The organism is Methanoregula sp. PtaB.Bin085 (assembly GCF_002067035.1).
Classification (GTDB): Archaea; Halobacteriota; Methanomicrobia; order Methanomicrobiales; family Methanospirillaceae; genus Methanoregula.
Window position 1 is genome coordinate 153,786 of the sequence record NZ_MVQB01000062.1, and the last position, 17,151, is coordinate 170,936.

15 protein-coding genes are annotated in these 17,151 nt (G+C 58.5%); 8 read left to right on the forward strand and 7 right to left on the reverse strand.

What is annotated here, in order from left to right; all coding sequences use genetic code 11:
- The first annotated feature begins 77 nt into the window (after positions 1 to 77).
- Positions 78 to 239 carry a hypothetical protein gene (locus tag A4E33_RS14475; protein ID WP_292349192.1) on the forward strand — a complete coding sequence of 54 codons (162 nt, stop codon included), beginning with the start codon at positions 78 to 80 and terminating at the stop codon, positions 237 to 239.
- Between the two features lie 129 nt (positions 240 to 368).
- On the opposite strand, the gene A4E33_RS14480 is transcribed toward A4E33_RS14475, so the two are convergent.
- The 3 genes from A4E33_RS14480 to A4E33_RS14785 form a co-directional block, all read right to left on the reverse strand.
- Complete coding sequence (locus A4E33_RS14480) at positions 369 to 1,553, reverse strand: Xaa-Pro peptidase family protein (RefSeq protein WP_292349194.1); 1,185 nt, start codon at positions 1,551 to 1,553, stop codon at positions 369 to 371.
- Between the two features lie 112 nt (positions 1,554 to 1,665).
- A complete protein-coding gene (locus tag A4E33_RS14485; RefSeq protein WP_292349196.1) occupies positions 1,666 to 1,941 on the reverse strand; it encodes a hypothetical protein in 276 nt (91 codons plus the stop codon).
- A complete protein-coding gene (locus A4E33_RS14785; RefSeq protein ID WP_363054515.1) occupies positions 1,938 to 2,162 on the reverse strand; it encodes an SRPBCC family protein in 225 nt (74 codons plus the stop codon). Before A4E33_RS14785 ends, A4E33_RS14485 begins: the two co-directional genes overlap by 4 nt.
- 169 nt (positions 2,163 to 2,331) lie before the next feature.
- Between A4E33_RS14785 and A4E33_RS14490 the strand changes: the two genes are divergently transcribed.
- Positions 2,332 to 3,195, forward strand: a complete 864-nt coding sequence (locus A4E33_RS14490; protein ID WP_292349198.1) for a GNAT family N-acetyltransferase — start codon at positions 2,332 to 2,334, stop codon at positions 3,193 to 3,195.
- A gap of 40 nt (positions 3,196 to 3,235) precedes the next feature.
- Here A4E33_RS14490 and ribB read toward each other — a convergent pair whose 3' ends face one another.
- Together ribB and A4E33_RS14500 are read right to left on the reverse strand one after the other, a co-directional pair.
- Positions 3,236 to 3,916, reverse strand: coding sequence for a 3,4-dihydroxy-2-butanone-4-phosphate synthase (gene ribB / locus A4E33_RS14495; RefSeq protein ID WP_292349199.1), 681 nt, complete (start codon positions 3,914 to 3,916; stop codon positions 3,236 to 3,238).
- Entirely contained in the window at positions 3,913 to 4,578 is a 666-nt protein-coding gene (locus tag A4E33_RS14500; RefSeq protein WP_292349201.1) for a DUF120 domain-containing protein, read from the reverse strand. The genes ribB and A4E33_RS14500 overlap by 4 nt, the downstream gene beginning before the upstream one ends.
- A 124-nt stretch (positions 4,579 to 4,702) precedes the next feature.
- Here A4E33_RS14500 and A4E33_RS14505 point away from each other — a divergent pair, with 124 nt between their 5' ends.
- From A4E33_RS14505 to A4E33_RS14520, 4 genes are read left to right on the forward strand one after another with little or no spacing between them, the layout of a single operon-like run.
- On the forward strand, positions 4,703 to 5,413 hold the full coding sequence (locus A4E33_RS14505) for a helix-turn-helix domain-containing protein (RefSeq protein ID WP_292349203.1): 711 nt from the start codon (positions 4,703 to 4,705) through the stop codon (positions 5,411 to 5,413).
- Entirely contained in the window at positions 5,407 to 6,456 is a 1,050-nt protein-coding gene (locus tag A4E33_RS14510; RefSeq protein ID WP_292349204.1) for a hydroxymethylglutaryl-CoA synthase, read from the forward strand. The genes A4E33_RS14505 and A4E33_RS14510 overlap by 7 nt, the downstream gene beginning before the upstream one ends.
- Positions 6,453 to 7,619, forward strand: a complete 1,167-nt coding sequence (locus A4E33_RS14515; protein ID WP_292349206.1) for a thiolase domain-containing protein — start codon at positions 6,453 to 6,455, stop codon at positions 7,617 to 7,619. Before A4E33_RS14510 ends, A4E33_RS14515 begins: the two co-directional genes overlap by 4 nt.
- 1 nt (position 7,620) lies before the next feature.
- On the forward strand, positions 7,621 to 8,013 hold the full coding sequence (locus A4E33_RS14520; protein WP_292349207.1) for a Zn-ribbon domain-containing OB-fold protein: 393 nt from the start codon (positions 7,621 to 7,623) through the stop codon (positions 8,011 to 8,013).
- A gap of 41 nt (positions 8,014 to 8,054) precedes the next feature.
- Here A4E33_RS14520 and A4E33_RS14525 read toward each other — a convergent pair whose 3' ends face one another.
- Positions 8,055 to 9,530: a PAS domain-containing protein gene (locus A4E33_RS14525; RefSeq protein WP_292349209.1), complete on the reverse strand. Its 1,476-nt coding sequence runs from the start codon at positions 9,528 to 9,530 to the stop codon at positions 8,055 to 8,057.
- A gap of 311 nt (positions 9,531 to 9,841) precedes the next feature.
- Between A4E33_RS14525 and A4E33_RS14530 the strand changes: the two genes are divergently transcribed.
- Together A4E33_RS14530 and A4E33_RS14535 are read left to right on the forward strand one after the other, a co-directional pair.
- Complete coding sequence (locus tag A4E33_RS14530) at positions 9,842 to 12,400, forward strand: DUF3821 domain-containing protein (RefSeq protein ID WP_292349210.1); 2,559 nt, start codon at positions 9,842 to 9,844, stop codon at positions 12,398 to 12,400.
- Between the two features lie 825 nt (positions 12,401 to 13,225).
- The gene (locus A4E33_RS14535) at positions 13,226 to 15,964 is read left to right on the forward strand and encodes a PEGA domain-containing protein (protein ID WP_292349212.1); all 2,739 of its coding nucleotides are present in this window, start codon (positions 13,226 to 13,228) and stop codon (positions 15,962 to 15,964) included.
- A 177-nt stretch (positions 15,965 to 16,141) separates the two neighbouring features.
- Here the strand turns inward: A4E33_RS14535 and A4E33_RS14540 are convergent, their stop codons facing one another.
- Positions 16,142 to 16,864 (reverse strand): hypothetical protein, encoded by a 723-nt coding sequence (locus A4E33_RS14540; protein ID WP_292349214.1) that lies wholly within the window; start codon positions 16,862 to 16,864, stop codon positions 16,142 to 16,144.
- Positions 16,865 to 17,151 lie beyond the last annotated feature (287 nt).

Genomic DNA, 17,151 nt, shown 5'->3' on the forward strand with positions numbered 1-17,151 from the left:
TCCTCATGGCAGTACCAAGGGGTTGGAACACCCCGCAAAACCTTATCACTTCCGGTTCCTATCATTCATCGATCCGTATGGACCCAAAGGAACTCAGCGCCCTGGTAAAAGATCTTGACACAAAGGTGCTCAAGGAAGAGGCAAAGAAGCTCGGCCTGAAACTCGGGAGATGCCCGACAAAGACCAGCATCGCGAAGATGCTTCCCGAGGCAACCCTGAAGAAACTGGCGAAGAAGTGAACAAACGGTACCCTGTACAGCGGCTCAGGCTGCAACAGAGATCTTCTTTCTTACAACCAGTGCCGTTTGTATTATTCACGGACCTCCGATGAATCGAACACCGTGAGGTTTGAGGTGGAGACGGCTTCATCAGAATACTTCGACGAGCCCTTTGCTCTTCCCGGTCAAAGACCGGCCACCCTGCGGGGTGACGACAAACGTGTTCTCGATACCGACAAGGCCGACATCCGCGATCCCTTTCTTCGGCTCAAGCGCGATGACCATCCCTTCCTCCAGGGGTTCGTCAAAGCCTTCCGCAATGACCGGCGTTTCGTCGATCCAGAGGCCGATCCCGTGTCCGAGGAACTTCACCTGACGTTCGCCAAAGCCCATGAAATTTTTCAGGAACGCAGGTTCAAGGCCTGCCATGATCGTCCGGTAGATCTCGGACGGGACGGTGCCCGGTTTCAGCATCGATGCCGCTATGTCCTGGATTTCCACGCAGCGCAGGTGTTCCTGTATCGCTGCGTCCGGGATCGCTTTGCCAAACATGTACGACAGTGTCTTGTCCGTCTGGTATCCCTTGTACCCGCAGCCGATGTCGACGACGACGAGATCGCCTTTTTTGAGTTTTCGTTTCGGGTTCCCCATCTGCGGGACAGCCGGGTGCATACCGGCAACCCCGCCCGGGGTGTCCGTGCAGGTCGGGCAGAGGGAACTGGTGCCAAAACCGATCTGGCCGAGCAGCATCTCGTTGAAACCGCCGAAGCGGATGAGGCCCTGGTGACCTTCCTTCACCATGACCGTAAACAGGTCGCAGATGAGCGAGACCTCATCCATACCTTCCGCGAGCATGCCGGGAACAAGGTCCTCGAGCACGTGCCGGTGGATCCTGCCGGCGTGCTCCATGAGGGCGAGCTCGTACGGGCTTTTCCGCGCCCGGACTGCCCCGACCTCGTCGTCAACCGGTTTCACGTTCCTGAAACGCAGGTGCTTCTGGATCCGCTGGAGCTGGGCGTGCGGGACGATCTCCGTCTCAAGATAGATCGTCTCAGGGAAGTGCTTCATCTCCGCGGCAATGTCCCGGTAACTCTTCATCCTCCGGACAGACGGGAAGAGAGACTCGTCGACAGCCCGCTCATGGCTGTGCCGCACCCAGAAGACCGCGTCGCCGTCCTGCGGAATGAGAAGAAGGCCATCCTGGATCGTGCCGGTGAAGTAGTAGAGGGGGACCCTGCCGGTGATGGCCGCAAGCTCCCAGCCGGGATGCCGTGCGTCCATCCGGGCCCGGAAACGGTTCAGGCGGTCGTCAAGTTCGGTGAGCGGGACTTTCATGCAGGTACAAAGTTGGACTGGCAGAATAATAAGAATAATGAAAGGATCGCATCAGGTGTTTTTCGCCCGGTATATCTTCAGTCTGGGGACGGTCAGTCCTGCATCCGGCTCTTCAGGAACCGGTCCCGGCCATCTGATCTGTCCGGAATTTCAGTGCCCTGTTCATCTCATCAAATCCCCCGGCTGTCCCGTTTTTCCGGGGGTTCCCGAGGAGCAGGCGGAGGGGCCCGGAGAAAAATATTCGTGCTGGACATAGGGGCGTGATGCCCCGCGGGGGGCGGATCTCAAACATGTATTCCCCGTCAAAGAGCCCGCGCACGAACAGGTGACCCATCCACCGGATCTTACGTTCCGGCAATGCTTTGATGATTACAGGGCGGATTGTCATGCCAAATCCTCCCGGGGGCCGGGGTTTGCTGTTATCCCGGCACCTTCTGCAGGCACCCCCCCCTCAATTGCACGGATAAAGGGATCCCATTTGGCGTATTGCTGGAAACCCGTAAGAATTTCCCATATGCGTCCGGGCGTTGCCATGATCCGGATCTCGCTGTACAGTTCCGCTGTTCTGCCAAATTTCCGGTATTCCGGTAAAGACGGTTGTTCACCCATCGTTCATGAGTATCTGCCTGAAAAGGTGTTAAAGATTGGACTTCTGGGAAGAATACCGCCGGTTTTTCCCCGTTTCCTCCAGAATGTTTTACGAAAATTCCCTCCAACATGAATTCCTCATGATGAAAGGCTTATGCCCCCGGCCTATCAACCGGTCATGGTATCCATCATGACGGATTCCAGGAATCCCGTTATCCTGACCAGGGACCATGCGGAGACGCTCGACCGGTTTCTCATGCAGCGGGCAGAGAGCTCGCTCATGCTTCTTTCGAATTCCCGTTCGGCCGGCCTCGAATACCACGGCGGGGTACTTGAAGGGACGTATGCCGCGTCATGGTACGATGACGCAATCATTGGCGTTGCTGCACATTACTGGAACGGCATGGTCGTTCTCCAGGCGCCGGGGGATGCTGCAGGGCTTTTTCATGCAGTCACAACTGCATCCGGCCGTGAGTGTACCGGGATTGCAGGGCCGCGTGACCAGGTGGAGCGGGTACTTCCCGAAATCCACAGAATGCACCCCCGCCCGGCGATGACCGGCAGGAACATCCTGTTCTCGCTGAGCCTTGACAGGCTTGTCATTCCTGATCTTCTTCACGGGGACGGGGTGATCTGCCGCCATCCCGCTGATGACGAGATTCCTGCCATAATTGACCTGCGCTGCGCATTCATGCGCGAACATCTGGGCCCGGGACTGCGTCAGTCCCACGAGCGCGAAGCCCGGGATCTGGTCAGCACCCAGCACCAGAGGGGCAATCTCTGGGTCCTTGAAATCAATGAAAAGATTGTTGCAACAACGGCCTTCAGTGCGGCGATTCCGGAGCTGGTTCAGCCTGGCGGCGTGTACGCACTTCCCGGCTACCGGAACCGGGGATACGGCCGGACGGTCGTAGCCGGCTCACTGACGGAGGCACGGGACCGGGGCGTAAAAAAGGCGATCCTTTTCACCGGCGCGGATATGCCGGCAGCGCAGAAGATGTACCGTGCCCTTGGATTTCAGCCGATCGGGGAGTACGGGCTCGTGATATTCTAGGACCGGTACCGGCATTACCGGAAAACGGAGAGAGGGAAGATTATTTTCTGGCTGCCTTCTCCGCTTCCCACCGCTTCATCACTTCGGGGCCCTCGACAAACACGAGGCCATGCTTCCGGGCATAGAGCTTTGCGTCCGCTTTCGTGAGCGCGTACCCGCTCTCGTCATCCAGCATCTCGCAGATGGTGACGGCCGGCGTGATCTTCGCCATCTGGGCCATGGCGATCGAGAGCTCGGTCTGACCTTTCCGGACATCAAGCAGGCCGTCCGCTGCCCGGAGGAGGGCCATGTGGCCGGGGGTGCGGAAGGTTTCATGGAAACTGACTTTCCCGCCGTTCAGCGCGTGCTTCACCTGCTCGGCGATCGCGTTCACGGTCAGCGCCCGGTCGCGGTCGGTGACGCCGGTGAAGGTGTTGCGGTGGTTCACCCACAGCGAGAAGGAGGAGTGGTTCTTGCGGTCGTACGGGATGTCGCCGTCGCGCTCGGCAACCGCCATCGCCCGCAGCGCATCGCTTGCGAACGGGAGACCGAGGCGCTGGGCAGCGACCGGGTGGACCGCCGTGCAGATCAGTCCGCCGCCATCCTTGCGCATCCGGAGGATGTCCTTGGGCGTCACCGCATCGGAGCGGATCGCAAAATCCGTCTCACCCTCGCGGTCATCGAAATCATAGAGGAGGATGAACTTCCCGTCCCGCAGCGCCGCAAGCGCCTTGTCGATCACGGCCCCACCTCAACGCTGATGGAGTCCGAGTCCTCGACACCGAGTTTCCGGCGAAGCGCCATGGGTGCGATAACCTCGATGATGTCCTCGGGATAATGCGTCCGGCCGGGGACGACGATGCCGCAGGCGATGGTGCCGATCCGGCACGGGATGCACTTGGCGTCGCCGAACGTCCGGCCGTCGGTCGAGAATCCCTTGATGCGGATCCAGTCGAGCGCATCGATCTTCTTGCGTATGGGGACACTCGCGTGGCTGAGCCGGATGTTCAGCGTGCCGGGGTACGGCTCGAAGCCAAGGTGGGATTTGAACTGCTCCTTGTACGCGGGAAGGCTCATGTAATATTTTCCTTCGCCGATACCGGAGACCACGGCGCCGTGGAGCGCGTAGGTTTTGCCTCCCTCGGAAAAGATCCGCGAATACTCCTGGAACTCCCGCCGGAGCTCCTCCTCTCCCTGCTTTGTGACGGTGACGTGCTGGCCGTCCGCGGTCATTGCCCGGGTGATAAGCCCCTGGGTCTCGAGCGCCTTGAGCCGGCGCGATGCCGTCTGCTGGCTGATGGCAAGCATTGTTCCGATACTCTGGGTCGAGACAAAGACCGGGCCCCTGCACCCGCCCCGGAGTGCAATGGCCTTTAAGCACTGGAGTTCTTCTGCGGGTATCATGCTTAACAAAATTGAGTTGCTAATTATTTATGAGTTGCCTTTCACTGATGGCTCCGTCGTATTTCGTTTCCTGTCGAATCCGGGTTCGTTAGGTATTTAACGCTCCGCATCATTGATCATGAGCATGAAATCCGGATTGCGGAACCAGCTTGCCGAGAAGATGGCAGGCGAGATTACGCTGTCGGACTCACCGGGGCATGCCCTCAAAAAGTGGCGCATGAACTTCGAGATCGCTCCCGGGCTCCTCGCGGAGCGCCTCGGCGTCTCGCCTTCTGTCATCAGCGATTACGAGAGTGGCAGGAGGAAAAGCCCCGGCACCGCGGTTGTTGGCAAGATCGTCGACACGCTCCTCGCCATTGACGAGGAGAACGGTGCAAAACACATCCAGAAATTCTCGACCATGCTCTTTGCAAATGTCGAAGACGATGTGATTTATGACCTCCACGAGTACGATGAAGCCGTCCCGCTCCAGAAATTTGCGGACGCTATCGGCTGCACGCTCCTCTGCGGGTCGATGGACCAGGTCATCTTCGGCTACACGGTGGTCAACAGCCTCAATGCCATTATGCAGCTCACGTCCGATGAGTTCAACCGCATCTACGGCTGGAGCACGGAACGGGCGCTGGTCTTCACGAACGTCTCCACCGGCAAGTCGCCGATGGTCGCCATCCGCGTCACGCCCTTCAAGCCGCGCTGCGTGGTCCTGCAGGGCATCGATGCCGCGGATGTCCACCCGTTCGTGGAGAAGATGGCAGAGAGGGATCGCATCACCGTGCTCTGCACGGGCATGGACGTTGACAGGATTGTCAGTACTTTGAGGGAACAGGAATGGTAGGCATCATTACCTACGGGGTTTATATCCCGCGATACCGCATCAAGGTTGAAGAGATTGCACGGGTCTGGGGCGCCAATGCCGCGGAGATCTCCGGCGGACTCGGGGTCTTCGAGAAATCGGTCCCGGACATGGACGAGGACGCTGCGACCATCGCAGTCGAGGCGGCACGCAATGCCCTGCTGCGCCGGAAAATCGATCCGAAGGAGATCGGCGCCGTGTACGTGGGGAGCGAATCGCACCCGTACGCGGTGAAACCGACCGCGTGTACCGTGGGCGAGGCTATCGGCGCCACACCCGAGATGACCGCGGCGGACTACGAGTTCGCCTGCAAGGCGGGCACGGCAGCGATCCAGACCTGTATGGGCCTTGTCAAGAGCGGGATGATAAAATACGGCCTTGCCATCGGATCCGATGTTTCGCAGGGCGCGCCGGGCGATGCGCTCGAGTACACCGCAGCGGCCGGCGGGGCGGCGTACGTGATCGGGAACGACGACCCGATCGCGACCATCAACCGCACCGCTTCGTTCACGACCGATACGCCGGACTTCTGGCGGCGCGAGGGGCAGAACTATCCCCGCCACGGCGGCAGGTTCACCGGGGAGCCCGGGTACTTCAAGCACGTCAAGGGCGCAAGCACGCTCCTGCTCTCGCAACTCAAAAAGACACCGAAGGACTACACGTACGCGGTCTTCCACCAGCCGAACGCGAAGTTCCCGCAGAAGGTGGCAAAGGACCTCGGGTTCAAGCCGGAACAGATCAGGCCGGGCCTCGTTGTCCCGCGCCTCGGGAACACCTACTCGGGAGCATCTCCGGTCGGCCTTGCCGCAACGCTGGATATCGCGAAGCCGGGCGACACGATCTTTGTCTGCTCGTTCGGCTCAGGAGCGGGGAGCGACGCGTTCGATATCACGGTTACGGACGCAATCCAGGACAAGATCAACCGGGCAGCAGCGCCTGGCGTGGAGAAGCTCCTCCAGAACCCGATCTACCTGGACTATGCAAAATATGCAAAGCACAAGGGGAAACTGGTGATGCAGGTATGAGAGACGTTGCAGTCATCGGGGTCGGGTGCACGAAATTCGGCGAGCACTGGGAGCGGTCCTTCCGCGACCTGTTCGTCGAGGCCGGCGCCCTCGCGCTTGAAGACGCCAAGCTTGCTGGCGAGAAGATCGATGCGATGTATGTCGGCAACATGAGCGCCGGCCGCTTCATCGAGCAGGAGCATATCGGCGCACTCATCGCCGACTACGCGGGCATGGCATCCCGCCACATCCCCTCGACCCGTGTCGAGGCTGCCTGCGCATCGGGCGGCCTTGCCTTCCGGCAGGCCGTGATCGCGGTGGCGAGCGGCATGGAGGATATCGTGGTTGCTGCCGGCGTCGAGAAGATGACCGATGTCGAGCCCGGCGCGAGCACCGATGCCCTGACCGGCGCAGCGGACCGGGAGTGGGAAGGCTTTGTCGGGGCAACGTTCCCCGGCCTGTACGCGATGATCGCGACCGACTACATGCACAAGTACAAGATGACCCGCGAGCAGCTGGCGCACGTTGCGGTCAAGAACCATTATAACGGGGCGCGGAATCCTATCGCCCAGTTCCCGACCGAGATCACGCTCGACACCGTCCTGAAATCGACTGTGGTGGCAGAACCCCTCCGTCTCTTCGATTGCTCGCCCATCACGGATGGTGCGGCGGCCGTGATCGTTGCCCCGCTCGAGCGGGCAAAAGAGTTCACGGATACTCCGATCAAAGTGCTCGCGACTGCGCAGGCAAGCGACTCGATCGCGCTCCATGACCGGCGTGACATCTCGACCCTCGACGCAACCGTTGCCGCGGGGCAGCGTGCGTTCAGGATGGCAAAACTCACCCACAAGGACATCGACATGGTGGAAGTCCACGACTGCTTCTCGATCGCCGAGATCTGCGCCATCGAGGACCTCGGGTTCTGCAAGAAGGGCACGGCCGGGAAGTTCACCGCGGACGGCGAGACCGCCCTCGGCGGGAAGATCCCGGTCAACACGAGCGGGGGCCTGAAGGCCTGCGGCCACCCGGTCGGTGCCACCGGCATCAAGCAGGTGTACGAGATCGTCCAGCAGCTCCGCGGCGAGGCCGGGAAGCGGCAGGTCGACGGCGCGAAGATCGGGATGACCCACAACGTGGGTGGTACCGGTGCGACCGTGGCCGTCCATATCCTCGGGAGGGTGTAAGATGACCGTTGCACGATTCTGGAGAAAGATCCCCCAGCGCTACAATCTCGTGGGAACGAAGTGTGAGACCTGCGGCCGGCACTTCTTCCCCCCGCGGACCTTCTGCCCGGACTGCCGGCGGAACGGGAAGATTGTTGATCACAAATTCGCCGGCTTCGGGACGATCGTGACCTACTCGGTCATCCAGACCGAGCCTGACCAGTTCGCCTCGCCCGGCCCGTACGTGCTCGCCATCATCAAGCTTGACGAGGGGCCGCAGATGACCTCCCAGATCATCTGCGACCCGAAGGACGTGAAGATCGGGATGCGGGTACGGAGTGTATTCCGCCGGATCGCCACCGATGGCGAGAGCGGCATCATCCACTATGGCACGAAGTTCGTGCCGGTGGAATAAATCCCCGTTTTTGCTTGTTCGCGAAATAACGGTTTTTTTATCTATCCGATCCTTCCATCAGGATACTTTGCCTGAAGGGCAAGAGAGGCCAGGCTCCCGTATGCAAGGAGGAGCTCCTCGTCCCGTACCGGGCCGGGGAGTCTTTTGAACATTGCAGCAACACCCATCAGCGTGTTATTGGCCTTCAGGCTGATACCGCAGATAGAGGCTACCGGAAGTTCTTCTTCTATCCGGGCACTGGTCACCACCGGTATCGTACCGAAGCTGGCGATATGAACACCCCCGAGAACCGGGCTGATCCCTCCCATGCTGATCAATGCAAGTACCTCCGGATCCCGGACGGGGATAACTGCACCTATTGTTCCGGGATAGTGTTTCAGGATGACGCCATCGTCCCCCACGAGCGACCTGACGGTCAGCGATGGTGTTCCGGGATCGAAAGACGAGACCGTCACCGCAGCGTCCGGGACGATCTGCCTGACTCCTTCTGCAATGGTGTGCCAGATATCTGCATCCGCCGGCAGGTCCAGGAACTCCTGCGTTTTCTCCGTGATGAACCGGAACCGGGACTGGAGCTCGTGCTCTCTTTTTTGCGCTTCCTTCTCTTTTGACAGATCGATCCCGAACACCCCGATACCGGTCATGGTCCCGGATGCGTTTCGTTCCGGCACAAAGTACCAGCGGAATACCTGTGCCGGGTGATCCGGCCGGATGCACTGTTCGATCACCGGGTTTCTGGCGCCCGGCTCTGCTAACGTACCCAGCTGCCTTCGTAATGCCGAATCATCACAACCGGTAACATCCGAAAAAGGCCTGTCCATCACCGCACCCTTCGGGCCGGAGAAAATTTCACAGAATGCCTGGTTTGCGGAGGTGATGACACAATTGCAGGAGAGGTTGCAGACCGGCATCGGCATCATGTCTATCGTCTGCCTGCTCCGTGTCTCGGCAACCCCTGCATCCTGCCTGAGCTCCTCTTCACGGGTGATATCGGCACCTATGACGGTTGTCCCGCTCTTCCCTCCTTCAAGGACGGTCGGGACGATCCGGATGCGGAAATGGCGGATGGTGCTGTTGCCCGTCGCGGTTACCGACCGGGTAATTCCGTTAATATCTTCGTCGGCCCTGACAGCAGCAAGCACCTCCGGGTCAGACAGCAGCGGAAGGTCTTTTTGAGCGGGATTCGCCCCGATGATCTCACTGTCGGGTATCCGGCAGAGCGTCAGGTAGGGTTCGTTGGCCTGCAGGATCTTCCCTGTCTCGTCGATCACCACAACGATATCTTCAGACAAACCGAGCATGGCCGAGACCGGGACCCGCCGGGCGAGGGTATAGATCTTGGTCATGCCGGCCCGGCGCATCTCGGCTTCGCCGGATACCCGGAGGATGTCAAGATATTTTGCAACGACATTCCGGTGCATCCGGGCTTTCTGTGCGGTTTCGGTGATCCCGAGACCCCGGGGATTTGCCCGGAGGACCGCCTTGATCCGCTCCCGGGGATCAGGTCCCGGGTTCATTCACCCCCGCCCCCTCTGCAGGTACCGGACAAAAAATGAACCATCTCTCCGGTATCAGTACCCCCTGCACAAGACCGCCATAAGATCACCGGGTCCCACACCAAAACCAGTCCGGTCAATCGTATCCTCAGGTATTGCTGTACAATATCGTTCAGCAAATAATGATTATTCCACTCCTTATTATATCCCTACTGTTCTATCATGAGGTCAAGGGTGGATGGAGAGGGAGGGGATGCACCAGGCAGTTGCGGCATCCTGCTCCGGATGGATAGGATGTTGAAGGCATCAGAAGGGTCTGTTCCGGTGATCGTATGAAAAGACCGGTACTGTCCCTGGTTCTTATCACCATTCTCTGTATCGCTGTCACGATGCCTGCTGCGGATGCAGCAACAATCGGACGTCTGGCGCGGAGCACGGGCGGGACGCTCGGCGTTGACAGTTCACCGCAGGGCGCTGCGGTTTTTGTCGATGGCACCCGGGCCGGCACCACGCCGCTCACGGGATACTCAGTGAGTGCCGGGACCCACACGATCCTCCTGACCCTTGCCGGGTACCAGGACTTCACGTCAAGTGTCGAGGTCGGGAACGGGCAGGATATCGCCGTTGCCTACCGGATGACCTCCGCACGGGCGGTCACCACAACAACACCGGTGCGGGCGGCAGTCAGCCTGTCGGGCCAGCTCGTGAAGATCACGACCCAGCCCGGAAAGAGTTATCCTGTGAACAACGCGCCATGGATCACCGGGACGCTCTCGACGTCAACCCTCCACTGCCCGGATCCGGATTACTCCGTGACATTCTCCGGGGGTACCGGGAATATCCCGGCCGGGGACCTTGTCACCCTGAAGATTCTCGATCACCCGGACAACATCAACAAGACCCTGCCGGCCACCGGTGTTGTGATCGGCACGGCACCGATAGCGGGCGATGGATCGTGGAAGCTGGCGTGGAACGGGATCGTTCCCGGCAATGGTCTGATCTCCGGCCAGCAATATGTTGTCCAGGCCATTCCGCCCAACGGGCAGTACACCAAGATGGGGTTCACGTACCAGTGCGCGGATGAGCAGCCCTCGATAACCGGGACGGTGTCCGCCAACACGGTAACCTGCACAAAACCTGGCAACACGGTCGTGTTGAAGGGCTGGGGCAAGAACCTGGCCACGGGAACAACGGTGACCTACACCATCTTCAACGTGCCCCCGGGTACTGCGCAGGACCTGCCGGCATCCGGTGTGGTGATCGGCACCACGCAGGTGCAGGCAGATGACAGCTGGACGTTCACCTGGAAAGGCGGGGTCCCCGGCTACAGCCTGACCCCTGGTAAATCGTATCTCGTCAGGGCCTCGATCTCGCCGGCATTATACTTCGATCACGGGATCCAGTATGAGTGCCCGCCGGGCAGCCAGTGGTTCATGGGAACGGTAACGTCCCCCAATATCACGTGCACGCAACCGAACACGACACTGATGTTCTTCGGGTCAAGCGGGAACATATCAGAGGGGACCCCGCTTTCCATCACCATCTACGATTATCCCGGCGCTTCCCCCAAGCAACTCCCGGATGCCGGCGTCTTCCTGGGGACTACCACGTTCCAGTCTGACAAGATGTGGAGGTTCAACTGGACCGGCGCGGTCCCGGGGTATAGTCTGACCTATGGCAAACCCTACCTGATCATCGTCAGACTCACCGACACGAATTACCTGAAATTCGGCGTCGAGTACCTCTGCCAGCCGGGTACTGTGCCTGCTGCAGCCTTCCAGCCCGTTGCTCCGTCCGGCCTCCAGCAGATCCCGGCGAATCAGTACGCGGGGCCGGCCGGAGGAGAATCCGGGATGGTTCCTGCGGGAGGCTCGGCGATCGGCGGGGACGGGGTGGCGGTCAGCCCTCACCTGAACCCTCAGCCGGAACCCCCGTCGCCGATCAGCGGGTTTTTTGAATTCATCACCGGTCTCTTCGGGGGCAAAACGCCGGCAAAGCCTCCGGCTGTGGTGAACGTTGCCGGGCCGACCATCCCCCCCGGCGGGACCATTCCGCTTACGTACTATACCGTTGCCCCGGAAATCCGGGGCGGCGCGACCGTCTATATCGGGGAACAGAACCTGGACCTGACCAAGGCGCTGAACGGGGCGGCGGGGACACCGCTGGACGGGGTGCCCCCGATCACCACGATTGGCATCTGGCAGTCAGGTCTCACCATGGACCAGATGAAGAAGACGCACCCGATCAAATCGGTGAACCTTGGCAGCCAGTACTCCTCGTTCACGATTGATCCGGCAACCTTTGTCGGGTATACCGGGACGGCCTCCAACTGGTACCCGGTCGATCCCCAGACCGGAGGGGCATACATGAACACCATGGCGGGCCCGCTGCTTCTCGTGACCGACCCCCAGATCAGCCTCGCGGTGACCAGTGCTGCCACCGGGAACAGTGTTGACGGAACCAGTGTGCCCGCGGGAAGCCAGCTCCGGTTCTCCATACAACGGAACATCGGGGTAAAAAGTACCCCCGCATCCCTGCGCACCCCCATCACCAACACGGCCGATGACGGGTTTATGGATATCGTGGTAACGAGTCCTGACGGCAAGATCCTGCAGGATCTCGATGTTACCACCGATGGTACCCCGGGGGTCTTTTCCCTGAGGCGGGTCTGCTGGGACAAGGCCGCCGAGGCGGCCTGCACCCTCGGGACGGGGACAACTGCATGGAATACCGGTGCCAAGGACAGCAACGGTAATGCAAAATACAAGCCCGGGGTCTACACGGTCCAGGTCATATCGAAACTGAACAATATGCACAACACCTACCGGAACGCGGGGCAGCTCTATACGGGACACACCGCCTCGCAGAAGATCTCCTTCACGCTGACCTGAGCGCTGCTGTTTGGGTGCAATAGGAATCAGGATGGGGGATTTTTTCCCTCTTTTCTGCTCTGTAGAAAACCTCCTGAGATATCACCTAAAAATTATGATGGAGCCGCGGGCGCTCGGGGTCTGTAGACCCTCGCCTCGCGAAGGACTCTGATGAGTCCTTCTTATCTTCCTGGTCCTTCAGACAAGTCAGACCGTGGTGCATCACCTTTTCCGCACATCAAAAAAAACGAATATGGGGGTCAAGGGGGTTTGCCCCCTTGGGCTGCCTCCCCCTCTGGGGGAGAGAGAGGGTCACGTTCGCAAATTCTACTGAGGTTTCTTTAAGGATTTCTCCAGAGCACTCTTTTCTGTAACCGGCCTCCGGCTCTCCGATGCTGGAGCGAACCAGAGGCAGCAACCATACTAAGAGCGGGGGCGGGGTTGCCGGATTGTATTCTCGTGAGCTACAGATCCCCGGCGGACGGCCTGCTGACACATAATCAGGCAACCGGATCCCATGGTCTTCCGGTCCTGTATCCCTGATTGCTGTACAGGTTTTTCGTCACAATGCACCACCGATTCATATTGCTGTACAATATCGGCTGGCATATGGCTATTATGGCCGATGAAAAATATCCCTCCGTTTACCATGGTTCGCTGTGTGGATGTGATATCCAGAAGGGGAGCTGCATTCCGGTGCAGTCTTTCACCGCTGTCGTACGATGTGACTGACCAATGGGACCGGGCAGAATCCTGTGCATCTGTCCAACGGATCCCGGATTGTGCGGTTCTGGTGATCCCATGAGAAAGCATTGTTTTGCAATCCCCATCCTTTTCTGTATCCTCATGATGCTGCTACCGTCTCCCGTCATGGGAGTGGGCGCTGACAGCGCACCGGGAGGCGGCTCAGGCGCGATCCTTTTCGTTACACTGCCAGCCACCTTCAAGGACCCGCATGCAACAACCGTCCCCACAACCGTTTCCGGGGCCAGGGCTGCCCCGGCGACAACAACCGCAGCATTCGGAGCGCTCCAGCTGAACAGTGTTCCGTCAGGCGCATCGGTCTACGTTGACGGAGTGCTCCAGGGCACGACACCTGTGCTGCTCCGCACCCTTTCGACCGGCAGCCATACGATTACACTGAAACTGAACGGGTACCAGGATTATACAAAGACGGTCATCATTCCGGGCGGGGGGTTTCTGGAGGAGACGTGGACACTGGCGCCTGCCGCACCGTTAAAGATCACGACCTCTCCTGTTTACCGTCAGATGCCGGTTACAACGACACCGACAGTGACGACCAATACCATTGCATCAGGTATTACCGTCAGGGACGCTGTAGCAGCGGATCCTGCAGTTCTGCCAAAGTCCGAAGTGATCCTGAACGAGAACACCTCGCTTCAAGGCCAGTCGCACCAGGCCGGGGAGGTCCTCTCCCGCAGAATATTCCAGATAGGAAAATTCAGCTACTCCCCGCTTCTCGGTTCTGACTCCCCCTACAATCCCGCTTATACGATGGATAAAATCGGACCCATCACGTGGACTCTGATTGAAACAGATGCAAATGATAATAACCAGCGGAGTTACTTTTACGGGGATTTTCGGGGAGTACCATTCTGGACGGATTCTGCAATTCTCACAATAGCAGATACAGAATCCATCCATATGGGTAATTTCCGTTTATACACCGCTGAGGAGGAGCCCGATTTCTTTATCTGGCAGGTTTCGCGGTATAACTTTGCCAACGATGTTGTGCACTGGCAGAATAAATATATCCCGGGGCTGGTAGCATCGGGAAATGTAAAACCTTATCAAACGGATAAGGACGGTTTCCAGTACTTCAGGATCGACTTCGCGCGAGCTGCAAAACAGAATGCAGGGGATCCCCCGTATTTTGATGGTATTGCAACGATGGAGCTGACCGGAGGCCCGGGAGGTCAGGTAAAGCCTGTACAGGCAAGCAGGATTCCCTTTACCTCCAGTGCGGTCACCTTCAAGGACATGAGTCTGGGATTCATCAACACTTCAGTCCCATCCGGCATCATGACCATCCTGGAGGGGGAGCATACTGAGTCCGAGATGCTCAATCTCAACGAGGGGACGAAACTGACGTGCGTGGCTTGTGACAAACTCCGCTCACCCACGCCCCTCGAGTCCATGATCAGCGGGGGCGACCAGAAGTACTATGTACGGGTCGTCCCGATCCTTAAAAGCGGAAAGGTGGGTTTCCCGTCAATCCCGGTGAAGGTGACGGTCACACGCCCGAAGGCCTGCCCCACTATCACATCAGATTTCATGGTAAAACCACCATCCGCCCGGATCATCTGGTATATGAAACCCATGATCACCAAGACACCCGATCCCTACATAACCCACTGGGTCTCGGTTGCCGTTCCTTCAAACCAGCAGTTCATGCCCCCCGACTATCACCATGTAATCCAGTTGGAGCAGTCTCCGAAGGATTCGGGATGGCTCCAGAGCGTCATCAATTTCTTCAAGTCAATCTGGGGTTACTTCAGCTGGTATGTGTCGCAAAACGCCCAGCTGTGGAACATGATGAAACAAACGGTCGTCAAGCTGGCATCAGTGATACTGTCATACTCGGTCACTGCCGGTGAGATGAAATGTTCAGAGATCAAGGGTTGTGAGACCGTTCTCGCAACCGCCCTCGAATGCGCAATGGCAGCCTGCGGCATCCCACCAACAATCCCGACGGCGGACATGCTGGCAAAAGAGGGGGCTTCGTATCTGGCGCAGCTTGCTGCAGATGAGCTTGGTGTCGGTGCAGAGTACACGCTGATAGTGGATGTGTATAAGGACTATGTCCCTGATGATGTAAAAAAGGAGATCCAGGGTAAAGCAGAAGAAGCGGGAGAACAACTTGTCGAATCAAAGGGACAGCAGGAAATCATGGATTCAAGAGCCGGGAAGGGCCGATGCTTCATGAATCCGCAGTTCACCTGCAACGACAAGATCCCCGACCCGATCTTCAACTCGGTCCATCCTGCAAGTGTCCTGGTCTATGTTGAAAATCCCAATAACCAGTATACCGACCGGCTCTTCCTGAACGTGACCGATTCCAAAGGTCTTTTCTACCCCTCACTCGTTCCCCTCCCCCCGCTGAAACCCGGTGACGCAATGTCGGTTCCTGTGGTATTGTACGAAAACTATGATCCATACAGGAAGCAGAACGGCGGGCCGTGCGAATGGAACAAGACTGCATGGGAAAACAACGAGGTTGAGACCAGCTGCCCGGAGAGTTACTGGAATACCAAGCTGAAGCAGGCCGGAGAGGATACCTTAATCGTGACTTTTACGAAAAACAATGGCACTGGTACAAACTTGACAGCAATCTCGAACCTTGACGCAGGGTCATCGGGGAAACAGATACAGGTAGGTGGCTTTATTCCGATTGGCTGTGTTTCAAAAGGTATTAAAGGTTCTATCAGGTATCCCGACGGCTGGCAGATCTCTACTACCGGAATGACGATAGATCCGAACAGCTGGGACAACCTGTTCTGGAGAATGGACAAGGATAATAATATTGTGTATAGTACGGACACCGGTTATCTCAGAGAGAAATGATATCCACTTTTTTTGAGTGTTTTTACGAAAGAATTTCTGGACAAAATAATTACCGGTCTTCGGTACCTCAGCAGAAGTCTTTGTTGCTCTCTCACGCTTGAATTCCCAAAGAATACACGACGGTATTGTAAAGAGACAGAAACGGGTTGTCATGTCCGATTATTAATCAGATGCTGTTCAGCTGCCCAGTTCCCGTACAACCCGCCCCGCTGTCTCCTCCTCGCCAGCCGGAACCGGCACAACCACATCGAACGGCTGAATCACAAACCGGCCGGCGAGCTGGGTGAACGAGAAAACAAGCGCAGCCGGCCCCTTCCTGCCAGCCTCCCGCAGCGTGACCCCGTGCCACCACACGAGGAAGGTCCGGAACGGGTAGACCGATCCCTCGTATACAACCCCGTCGCGGGTGATGATCGCCTCGTGCGGAGCACCCTGCGCCCGCCGGCGCTCAAGCCATGGCGTCACCCGCGAGACCACGAACAGGAGCACCGTGACCCCGAGAAGGATAAGCGCGGTCTCCGCCCCGCCGTCTTCCACAAAGATGAGGAAGAAGAGCGCCACGACCACGAGCATGCCCCCGATGAGGATGAACATCGCGCGGTTCCTCTCCCGGAATTCGCGGTATTCCCGCCCGGCATTCTCGCGTGCGCTCTCCTCAGGGTACGTCCAGTGCACAAGCGGGGCGGGATCAGACAGGATCGCATCCATGACCCGGGCGCGGGTGACAAAGAGCAGGGCAACGGCAACGCTGCTGACCGAAAGGAAAAACGCCACGAACGCGATCGCGTACCCGCCGCTCATACCCTCGATGGTCGTATACGAGAGGACACAGACAAGGAAGAAGAATATGGCTGCTCCAAGGGAGAGATATGCTTTTTTCCATTCGGTGTTCGGGATCATGGCATTCGTAAACAATCATGGAATGCCGGGCGATTTGGATTTTGCTTCAGCTGCCTGAACACTGAGGGGGGGTACCCCCTCCCCCCCCACCCGCAGAAAAACCGGAAGGGAGGGACCCCCCCGGGGGGCAGCGAGGGTGGTGGGGGGTACCTCCCCCCTCCCGCTTGTCCGGACAGCCCCTTATTACTCATTGCAGAGTAAGGACTCCAACAGGATATTCCGTCGGGAATTCCCCGCAAAACCCCGGCTATACCCATTCAGGATCCGGTCGGTTACTCATGTTTGAG